8 protein-coding genes and 1 tRNA gene are annotated in these 10,617 nt (G+C 59.7%); all 9 read right to left on the minus strand.

All coding sequences use genetic code 11. From position 1 onward, the window contains the following. Positions 1-32 precede the first annotated feature (32 nt). Positions 33-106, minus strand: a tRNA-Val gene (locus VMJ32_06220). Between the two features lie 100 nt (positions 107-206). After that, the gene (locus tag VMJ32_06225; protein HTQ38602.1) at positions 207-581 is read right to left on the minus strand and encodes a twin-arginine translocase TatA/TatE family subunit; all 375 of its coding nucleotides are present in this window, start codon (positions 579-581) and stop codon (positions 207-209) included. A 63-nt stretch (positions 582-644) separates the two neighbouring features. Then, a complete protein-coding gene (locus VMJ32_06230; GenBank protein ID HTQ38603.1) occupies positions 645-935 on the minus strand; it encodes a twin-arginine translocase TatA/TatE family subunit in 291 nt (96 codons plus the stop codon). A 180-nt stretch (positions 936-1,115) separates the two neighbouring features. Then, positions 1,116-3,341, minus strand: a complete 2,226-nt coding sequence (locus VMJ32_06235; GenBank protein HTQ38604.1) for a hypothetical protein — start codon at positions 3,339-3,341, stop codon at positions 1,116-1,118. Between the two features lie 149 nt (positions 3,342-3,490). After that, the gene (locus VMJ32_06240) at positions 3,491-3,910 is read right to left on the minus strand and encodes a biopolymer transporter ExbD (protein HTQ38605.1); all 420 of its coding nucleotides are present in this window, start codon (positions 3,908-3,910) and stop codon (positions 3,491-3,493) included. A gap of 7 nt (positions 3,911-3,917) precedes the next feature. Beyond that, positions 3,918-4,805: a MotA/TolQ/ExbB proton channel family protein gene (locus VMJ32_06245; GenBank protein ID HTQ38606.1), complete on the minus strand. Its 888-nt coding sequence runs from the start codon at positions 4,803-4,805 to the stop codon at positions 3,918-3,920. A 57-nt stretch (positions 4,806-4,862) separates the two neighbouring features. Further along, positions 4,863-8,273 (minus strand): tetratricopeptide repeat protein, encoded by a 3,411-nt coding sequence (locus VMJ32_06250; GenBank protein ID HTQ38607.1) that lies wholly within the window; start codon positions 8,271-8,273, stop codon positions 4,863-4,865. A gap of 471 nt (positions 8,274-8,744) precedes the next feature. Next, positions 8,745-9,320 carry a hypothetical protein gene (locus tag VMJ32_06255; protein ID HTQ38608.1) on the minus strand — a complete coding sequence of 192 codons (576 nt, stop codon included), beginning with the start codon at positions 9,318-9,320 and terminating at the stop codon, positions 8,745-8,747. Positions 9,321-9,581: 261 nt separating this feature from the next. Next, entirely contained in the window at positions 9,582-10,487 is a 906-nt protein-coding gene (locus tag VMJ32_06260) for a BON domain-containing protein (protein ID HTQ38609.1), read from the minus strand. Positions 10,488-10,617: the final 130 nt, after the last annotated feature.

A 10,617-nucleotide genomic window follows, 5' to 3' on the forward strand; every position in this document is an offset into this window, starting at 1 on the left:
GAAAAACGTAAAATCACTCGGGAATTTACCATTGGGCGGCACAGGACTCGAACCTGTGACCCCTACCGTGTGAGGATAGTGCTCTAACCAACTGAGCTAGCCGCCCGAAAGAATGCCCCGGCGCACAATCCGCCGGCCGTGCGAGAGATTATCTTAGCGTAGGGGCCAGAACTGGACCAGGGCCGACTGAATCCTTGGGCTGTGGTTCAGCTTTGATGAACTTCCGCTTCGTGGCGCGGGTCTTCGGCCACTACATGCGGCGCTGGCGGGGCTTGACTGGCGGACAAAGTGGCGCTGCTTTCGGCACGCGGCTCGCCGGTGGGTGGATCAAACCGCGGAGCAGCAATTTCGTCGGGGCGGGCCGTGGTTTCACTTGAAGCCGGCTTCATTTGATTTGTCGTGGCGGGCGAAGCCGTAGCCGCCGCTTCGATGGCGCTTTCGATACCGCGCATTCCCTTTTTGAACTCCAAGATGCCCTTGCCCACGGAACGCATGACTTCCGGCAGCCGATCGCCAAATAGAAATAGCGCAGCAATGGCGATGATCAACACATGCGACGGGGCCAAAAATCCTTCGAACATGATTACCTCTTTACCCGCCCCGTAACACACAGCAGCCGTGGTGAAGAATTCGCGGCGGCAGGGTTACTCGATTTTTTCCTTTTCCTTGGACTGATTCTTGTCGTCCTCGATGCCTTGCATTCCTTTTTTAAATTCCACCACTCCCTCACCCAACGAACGCATCACGCTGGGTAGCCGGTTGCCAAACAGCAACAAAATAATGAAGGCAATTACCAACAAATGCCAGATACTTAAAGTACCCATGTTTGCGTCCGGGCGGGAAAGCGGCGGGCAAGGGAATGCAAAATCGCACCGGTCGACAGCCCGCACGCATAAGACCGGAAACGAGGCAGACTGGCGCTGGTAAAAACTCATTAAAAGCACGCGCCAACCTACTTCATTCTAGCGGCAGACTAGCGCGTGTCAAACCAAGAACGCCACTTCCATTGAAGAAAAAGTCGTTGCGGCGATTGTAGTTACGGCTAGCGCGGCAGCGGCAGCCTCTGCCGGGAGCGATGGTTTTCGCCCCGGATTTGGGCCAAACTGCCGATTCCATCATTTTTCGGCGTTAGTTTCGGACGGTCGGGCTGCCAGTTGATACAACGGCAGATACCGGTAATACACTTCCAGGCACAAGGCCGACAGGGCGGTGCTGTAGACCCGTCCGCCATAACCGCCCCAAATGCACTCCGGATCCCAACTGCCGGCCAGGTCGCCATCGGCGCGTTGCCGGCCAATCAACGTGGTTTGCAAGGCTTCGTTCCAGCGATTCCACGCATCGCCTTGCAGTTGATACATGCCCAGCGTGCCGTAATACCAATAGTACAGATTGATGCGATCGGGGCGCGGCAAATCGCTGAGCAAGTATTCGCCGGCTTCGTCGCTGGCCGGATTATCGCGGGCCATGCCCAAAAATTGCCGGCACACCAGGGCTTCGGCGGTCATCGGCCGGCTGGGGCGCTCGCCGGGGCGATAGCTGGCTTTGCCGCCGAATTGTCCGCTCGAAACGCTTTTGATATATCGAATCGCGCCGTCAGCCGCGCTGCCCGGCACGTTGATGCCCGCCAACTGCGCGCTTTTCAGCGACATCAGCTGCCAACCGAGTTGACTGGTGTCGCCGCGCTCGCCGGGTGATTCAATGGCTCGATAGCGCCAACCGCCGGTGGCCCGAATTTGCCCGCTCAGCGTGTAATTGATCGCCGCCGTTACGGCCGGCTCCAACCGTTTGTCGCCGGTCATGGCGTAAGCCTCGCTCATGGCCAGTGTGGCCATGCCGTGCGAGTACATGAATGCGTACGTTTCGGCATCGCCGGCCAGGTTGCCGTCGCGGGCTTGCGAACCGAGTAAAAATTCCAGCCCGCGCTGCACGTTGGCAGCGTAGTCGCCGCGCTGGTGCGTATTGCCTGCCCCCAGAAAGGCCAGCAGCGCCAATCCCGTGACGGCGGTATCGGCATGGGCGCCGGCGCCTTGACGATCTTGCCCCAGCGCGCCGGTTTCCTGGCCGGCGCCGAATTTACTGGCATCCCACCGGCCGTCGCTGCTTTGATGCAACGCCAGCCATTGCAGCGCCGATTGCACGGCCGATTCCGAACCCGGCGAACCGCCCCGGCGGCGGCCGATCTCGGCGCGATCGGGCGAAACTCGATCAGAATATATTTCCGGCACCGCGTGGCCAGCGATCGGTGCGGCCGCGCTTTCGACCACGGGACCGGTAACAGCAGCGTTGGGTGTTGCCGAATTTGAAGCCGTCGGAATGTTTGCGCCGGGGACGCGTACCACCAACGTATTGCGATTTTCCGCCGGTGTGGCTGTTGCATCGGGCTTTGTGTCGGATTTTGATGTGGCGAAGTTTTTATCGTCGGCTACAGTTGGCGGCGGGGCGTTCAACGGCCCCTGCGGCGCAGGCTGGGCTGGCGCTGCCGCGCCGCTGGCGTCTCCCGCTACCCACTGGCTGGCGTCGGATGTGGTCGGCGGATCGGGCAACTTGGCCAACGGGGCAGGGGGCGCATCGGCAGGCAACGGTTCGCTGGGTTTGTCGGCGAGTTTTTCACTCGGCTTGTCTGTTGCCACGTTCTCCGGTTTCGCCTTGTCGGACGTGGCCGGCGGCGAATCGGGCGGATTAGGTTGCGGCGGGGTTGATGACGACGGCGTAGGTTGTGCCGTTTCCGCGACAGCGGGTTTCGGCGGCGGCTGGTCGGTGGTTTCGGCCGGCTTGGGCGGCGGCTCATCATTCTTTTCCGGCGGCTTGGGCGTCGGTTGAACGGCGACATCCAATAGTGGCGGCGCCGGATGCGCAAGCGGCGCGGCCAGCGGAAGCGGACCGCTCGCGAGTTTTTCCGCGCTTTCGGGCGATTGCTTTACCACCACGTTGTTAGGCGGCGCCTGGGGCAGCACGACCGCGGATGGATCAGTTACGGTATCCGCTTGCAAATAATCGGGCGAAGCGTCAGCGACAGCCACCGAGGGTTGATCGGCCCCGTCGTCGGCTCCAACGTCGCTGCCATTTTGCCCGCCGTCGACCAGCAGCAAACTCATGCCGCCGGAGTGGCCGTTGCCGCTGGCCGTGACAATATGCACCGACGTGGCGTAACACAAAAGCAACAAGTGCGCCAACAACGATAAGGCCGCACATTTGCGTAGCGGATGCGATTGCCCCCAACTGGTGCGGATCATCACGATCAGCGCGACAATTAAAAACGCCAGCCCCATCCACAGTAAAATCCATGCGAGCTGCGGATGTGTCAGAAAACGGTGAATGGGTTCAAACAGCGAGGCAAGCATGCGGCAAAACGTAGGGGACGGAGCGCGGAGGGTAAGGAACAAAGGCGGGAAACTGCGAGCGGTACAGGGCGGGGCTAACGTGCAATCAGGCATTTCAGGTCATACAGCCGCGACCGGTGGTCGCGCCAAGTTGTGATATTTTTTGATGTTCACCTTTGTTTGGCGCCAACTTTCACGGAGATGGCCACTTCCGTCACGCCGGCGCGGCGACAGGCGTCGTAAACTTCGGTCATACGGCCATGCGTTGTATTTTTATCGCCCCGCACGAGCACGCTCAGTTTGTGATACTGACCCCGAGCTGCCTCCAATTGCTGGGTTAAATCGTCCAGCGAAACCGGTTGCGTGCCCAACAGAATGCGGCCGTCGGCGAACACATTGACCACTTTCGGCTCCGGCGCGGCGGTCACCGCCCCCTGGCTGGAAACCGAGGGAACTTTCACCCCCATCGCCTTTTCTTCATCCGTGAACTTGGTGGCCACCATGAAGAAAATCACCAGCGTCAAAATGACGTCGATCATCGGCGTCAAATTCAGCGTGGGCTCTTCGGTGGCGGAGGTTTGCAGTGGCATGGCGTCCTTAGGCTGCCGATTTGCGATTGCGACGCGATTGGCCGGCTTCCTGCAGCGCCTCGGCGGATATAGTATTTACAACCTCCTGCCCCAGCGCATCGAGTTGAATCGCCAGGCGATCGACGCGGCTGACAAAATACAAATGCAACACCACGGCGGGGATGGCCACCGAAAGACCCGTCGCCGTGCAAAATAGCGCCTCGCTAATGCCGTGCGACAGCGTTTCCATGCGACCCGTGGTTTCCGACGCGGCAATGTCGCTGAACGACCGAATCATGCCGAACACCGTCCCCAGCAAGCCCAGCAGCGGCCCGATGGTCACCACGCCGTTGAAAATGCGCAGGTACCGGCGCAAGTCGCCGGCCACGCGCTCGCCGGAATCAATCACCGCCTGCTCCACTTCGACCGCCGGCCGGCCCCATTTCCGCACGGCGGCTTCAAACATTTTCGCCACCGGGCTGCCGTTCTCTTCGCACACCAGTCGGGCTTCGTCACGATCGAGCTGGCCATCCTGCAACTGGTGCAGAAAGCGTTTAACGAACGGACCGGGAATCACGCGGCCTGTGCGCAGGCTGATGGCCCGTTCGAACGTGAACACCAACAGCACAAACGAGCAGAAAAACAGCGGATACATGACGAATCCGCCGTCGTGGATAATGCCCAGCAAGCTTTTATCCGTGAGGACCGCGCTGTCGCCGGCCGGCGCCGCATCGCCGTTTGCGGCGGAATTGGCGGTGGACGAACCGGCCGTTCCGGAAGCCGGCGCCTCGGCGATCGAAGTCGGCGTAGGATTTTGCGCCCAAGATGGTGACAGCCAAACATCGCCAAACACGAGCAGCGTGACAACCGCAGCGACGGTCCACGCACGAAGGCCGGAAGCAGCGACAATTCTCATCGACAATTCCTTTCCGCCAAGCAGCGGAGCCTCGTCGGCTTGCTCTTAATGGCCTGGTTATTTTCTCGTCGTTTCCACCAACCGTTTGCTGGCCTCGGCGACGAACTCGGTCTGCGGATAGTTTTGCAAAACGCGGGTATACGTTTCGGAGGCCTGTTGCGGCTGGCCCAGCTTCTCGTAGCATTTTGCCGCCTGCAATAACGCGGCGGCCTGCCAGCGCGGATAGGAGTAAACCACTTCAGTGCGCAAATACTCTCGCAAGGCCGCCGAATAATTGTTTTGGCGATAGTACGTTTCGCCCATCATCCACTGGGCAATGGCGGCCAGTTCGGTTTTGCTGCCGGCCGGCGAGTGGACCACTTTATCGAAGGCGGCGCGCGCGCCGTCGTAATCAGATTGTTCGGCCAGGCAGCGGCCGATCAGGTAATCGGCCTCGAATTGTTGCGAAAATTGCGGGAAATCGTGCGCGATCGATTCGGCCAGCGTCAGGGCTTCGACCCAATGATTCTGCTGCGCCGCGATTTGGGCCCGCCGCAACGGAACCAGGCCGGCCCACTTTTCGTTGCGGTTGGTCGACCGCGGCGCCAGCGTCTCGAAACGCTGTTGGGCCGTGACATAATCCCCGCTGCGGTACGCTGTTTCCGCCAGCCAGAATTCCGCGGCCAGACGCATGGAACTGTCGGGGTAATCTTGAATCAGTCGGTTCAGTGCGGCCTCGGCCGGTTCCCACTTTTCCTTGGCGATGGAAATCTGCCCCTCCAAAAATAGCGCGTGTTGCATGACCGGCGCCGGGGAATTACCGGTGACAATTTGCTTGAGCAATTCCTCGGCCGTATCGTCCTCTCCCTGCTGCGAAGCACGTTCCGCCAGACGATAAGCGGCGTCAGCCCAATAACAGCTGTCGGGATGATTTTCGTACAATAGCCGGAAGACCTTGTCCGATTCGTTGCCACGCCCTAAATCACGCAGCGACCACGCCCAGCTGTACAGCACGCTGTCGATTTCAGCATACGTGGGGTAATCGTGCACGATGCGCTGATACAGCGGCGCTGCATCTTCCTCCTGCTTAGCCCGATCGTACAGCCGCGCGGCAGCATGCAAGAACTTCGGCATTTGCTTCGATTTGCCGTAATGCTTGATCGCTTCGCGATAAACAGCCAAGGCGGCGTTGTCGTTGCCTTCACGCTCCAAAATTTGACCGCAAGCCAAGGCCGCATCGGCAGCCCGGGGATCGCCAGGAAAGTGTTCCAAGAACTTGGCGAAGGATTTCTCCGCGGCCTCGTCCTCGTTCAATTGCAACTTGCTCCACGCCATTCCCGAAAGTCCTTTGGCCACCAAATCGGGCGGATTGCCGTCGGCCGCCAAATCATTGAACAGCACAGTGGCAACCTGGTATTGCCCGGCCGCATAAGCGGCGTCCGCCACCTGTTCCGTCGTCGGCAGAATCAATTGACTGGTTGGATGATTCGCTTTGAGCTCGTCCAAAATTTGCTGAGCATCGGCGAGCTGTCCGACGTGCACCAGGCTGATGGCCAGTGCGGAGCGAGCCCGTTCGCCCCCCACGTCTTTTCGCGGCGTGGAGAGATACATTTTCAACGGAGCGATGGCTTCGGCATACTTTCCACGTGTCAATAGCGCCGTGGCCCGGGCCAACTGGACGTTATCGTTAAGTGTGTGCAGGTTGGCCAAATCTTCCGCCGAGAGCGGCTTGGCGGAAGCCTGATTGTCGGCAGCCAGCCGGGCTTGCACTTTTTCGCTCAAATCGTCGAGCGTCACCAGCGATTCATCTTCGCGCTTGGCGTCGTGCAACGCCATGGCCAACAAATAGCGGTTAGCCAGCGAGCGGGGGTCGTCACCCACATTGTCCCCCATTTGCAACGTGGCGATGGCCCGGTCGTACTGCCCGGCGCGAATCATGCCGTCGGCGGCCTGGTACATAATGGCGGCGGAGCGGCGGCGGGCTTGGTCCTCGCGGGCGGCAACCACCTCCGGCGGCACCGGCTGCAGCGTTGGCGCCTTGGGCGTAGAGATTGTCGCGGCGGTCGCGCTATCGGCGGCCGCTGCGCTATTCGAGGCAATCGCATTGTCCGACTCCGTCGCGCTGTCGGCAGACGATGCATGATCAGTGGTCGTTGGGTTGTCGGAAATGAACACTCCGGCCGCCGGTGTTTTGGCGCGCGCAGCGGCACTCGGATCAGTAGCCGACTCGTTGGCTGATGCTACACCACTGGACGCTGAACCTTGTTCCTGAGGCTCTTCGGCGCCGGGCTTGCCGCCGGGCGGCAAAACGGGCGGCACGGGAGCGGCCACGACTGTGTTTTGTTCGCGTCGAGACGAAAGCACCGACCTGATCGGCGACTGCGTTGGACCTTGCGATTCACTAACGACCGGCGCGCTTTCTTTCGCGGCGCTGTCCGAATGGGCCATCGCGTTAGCCTTCTCTGCTTTGGCTTGGGCGGCTTCGGCTTCCAGGCGGCGGGTTTCCGCGGCAATTTTCGCTTGCTGTTCCGCTTTTTGGGCCGCGGCTTCGGCCTCCAATCGGCGACTTTCGGCCGCCAACTTGGCTTGCTCGTCCGCCTGTTTCGCTATCGTCATCAAATGTTTGGCCTCGGCGCCAACTTGCTGGTTATCTGCCAAGGAACTCAACAGGCTTTCGGCTTCGGCATAGTGTCCTAATTGAATCAACGCCTGCCCGCAACCCAGATGCGTTTGCGGCAACAACGGGCTTTCGGGAAAGCGCTTGGAAATGGCTTCGAATTGTTCCAGCGCGGCCTGGGGTCGATGGGCCGCTAATTCTCTGCCTGCCAGCCGCAACAACGCCATTTCCGCCCAAGGGCTGTGGTCGCTCTGGGCGACCTGGTGCAACATGGTTTCCGCGGCCTGATCCAATTGTTGAATTTCCAAAATGTGGGCCAACTGCAGGCGGCATTGGTCGGCCGTGGGCAAATCGGAGAATTTCTCCAATGCTTGTCGATACAACTGCTCCGCCTGCGACAAATCGCCCGCCTTGAGCGCCAAATCGCCGCGATAGATTAACACCTTGGCGTTCAGCTTGTCCGCCGGATATTGCGATTGAAATTGCGCCAAGCGAATCTGCGCTTCGTCGGTTTTGCCGCACAGCACGGCCGCTTCGGCGGCGCCGTACAATGCCTGGCGAGAGTCAGGGCCCGTCGGATCGTCCGCCAGCAAATCGACAAACAGCGGGTAAGCTTCCGCACTACGTCCTAATTGCACCAGCGACTCGGCCTCAAGAAACACAGCTTTATTGTGCTTCGCGTGGTCGGGATAATCGCTCAGAAATTGGCGAAATTCCTCCGCCGCCAAATCCCAGTGCTTGGACGAATAATGGCCGGCAGCGACGTCGAACAGGTCGTCTGCCTCGTTCGCCCAGACCGTTGAAAAGCATGCGCTGCTGAACGCACATCCTAATGTGAGTATCCCCAGCAGCCGAACGGCAGAGTTGGACATCCTTGTACCCTCTGTGGGAAATGCAGTGCAGCGCGATGTTGCAGCATCGCGGCCGGTTCACTGGCGTCGTTAATTGCCTAGGACCGCCCAATCGTTGGATCGCGGAATCCGAACAATTCGGCGGTCGCCCTCCTTGGCCCATGCCGACATGCAGAGTGCTCTAATCCGTATGACCTTCGTCGCCGCTGTTCTTTTCGATTTCGAACAGTCGGCGCGTAAGTTCACATAGCGCTCTGTCGGTCGGCTATCGGTGTTATCGGTCCGGCCGGCGTAGTTTCGACAGAATGCAAGGCCCGCAAAGATGATAGATTACACAAATTCATCTGCTAGCGGCGGTAATGACAGCGACCGAAAACTTCAGCGCGATTGCCTGGCCAGCGCAAACAAAAAACCCCGGCGGTGAACCGGGGTGTTTGGCGTGCAAGCAGAATCTGCGAGTCAATCGAAAACCCGTCGTCGGGCCGCCGACCGTTAATAACCGTTGGTGGGACCAAAATCGACGTTACCCACCACATGGAAGTGGTTATGGTCGATGTACAACACTTCGGAAGCGTCTTCGTCGATCTTGGTGTAAGGCACCGGCCAACCCACCCGGGTAATGTCGGTGAAGTACACCGTGCATTTGTAATGGGCATGGTGCAACTGCGCCGGCCCAATCAGCGGATAAAACCGCGGCGGATCGACGTAATCTGCAATTTTCTCTTTCACTATGTGCACGTTGTTCCGTTGTTCTTCGTGCAACATGGGCAGGCCGCCTTGGATGGGCCGCGCCTTTTCCAAGGCCCGCATCACTTCGTCGTCGCTGGGCGGATCCAATGCATGCACCGGACCGCCGGCGGTAATCGGGCCGAGAATCGGAACTCGCTCGTAGCGCTCGTGAACCCAGAAGCGATCTTCCTGTTCCTTCTGCAAGTACGGACTCACAGGAATCGGAAGCCCCAATGGTCCAATGCTTGGTCCTTGCGTGGCAAACCAAAAGCAACCGCTGTTAGTAAGCGTTGCCAGGGCGAGTAATGCAAAAGCGAGCCAGGTGGATCGGCGTGACATGCCAAATGCTCCTCGATTCGAACCCAGCGGCGCACGGCACCGCCAGTTGCTTCTTCTTATCGAGTAAAGCAGGGCGGAACTTGCAGGTTTTTCCGATTCTATCGAAAAAGTGGCGCCGATCCCGCTAGCATTGCAGCGCAGGCTGCTGCGTGGCCTGCGCAAATTACGCCGCGCACTTCGCTGCCAACAAAAAAAGCCCAGGGGTTGCAACCCCTGGGCTTAGAAAATCAATGTGGCATCGGTTTAGCCACTCAACTCCAATTAGTGCGAATCCTTGAAATCCAAGAACCACCAACCGTCTTCCCATTCCAAAGTCACTTTCCGCCAGCCCAGCGGCACTTGCGGATACGGATAGAACGGTCCGATGTACGGCCAAGCGGTCGGCGAATATTGCTTGGGATACGTGACCGCGGCGTAGTTCGGATACGCAGCATAGCTCGGCCAAGCGTAGCCCGGCATTTGCGGATGATCGAAATGGTACGGAGCCACCGCACCCGGGCCTGTCGGCACATAGGCCGGCAACGGACGGGGCGTACCGATCATTTCGGCGCCCGGCGCAGGCGGATTGCCGGGATTCACCGGCATTCCGTTTTGCATCGCCACCTGCGTGTAGGGCACGTGACGCGCGGCGGATACTGGCAGCGGCATCGGCTGACCGGCCTGACCGCTGGCCGAAGGCATGGCCGCCGGAGTGTCGTCGTCCATTTTCGGGGCAGGACCCGCCACGCCGAGCTGCTCTTTGGCGTGATCGGGAATATCCATCATGCCGGCTTGCACCACGCCGTTGCGGCGCATCGAGTTTTGACCGGAGGCCATTTTCCCATCGCCGTTGCCGGCCTGAGCGGCAATGGCGCCAGGCTGACGCAACCCGCTGGCCAATCTTCCACCCGACTGCGGCGCACCGATGCTCAGGTTGTTAACCACCCGATCAACGCCTTCGGTCCGTTGAGCGATCGAAAGCGCTCGGACCATTTGATCCTGATTGGCAACGGTGCCGTTAAGCCAGGCGGTGCCGTCTTCCACCTTGATGCCAATGACGTAGTTCTTCAGATTGCCGCTCAGATTGGTTTTGATATGGTCGGCGATTTCCTGATTGTCGGCCAGTGCCATGACAGGCGCCAGCAGAACTACGCTCGTCAGCGTCGCTGCACGAAACAAACGTCGCATGATTCCCCTCCTAGTGTAAACTCATCTCCTGGCCATGGGCCGCGCCAAGTTCCGTGTGGACGAAACGAATTCGCGGTTGGCTTAAGCAGGCGGGTCGAATTGAAGAGGGCCGGACTGATCCGCAACGGAT

The organism is Pirellulales bacterium, from assembly GCA_035499655.1.
In the GTDB taxonomy this organism is placed as follows: domain Bacteria; phylum Planctomycetota; class Planctomycetia; order Pirellulales; family JADZDJ01; genus DATJYL01.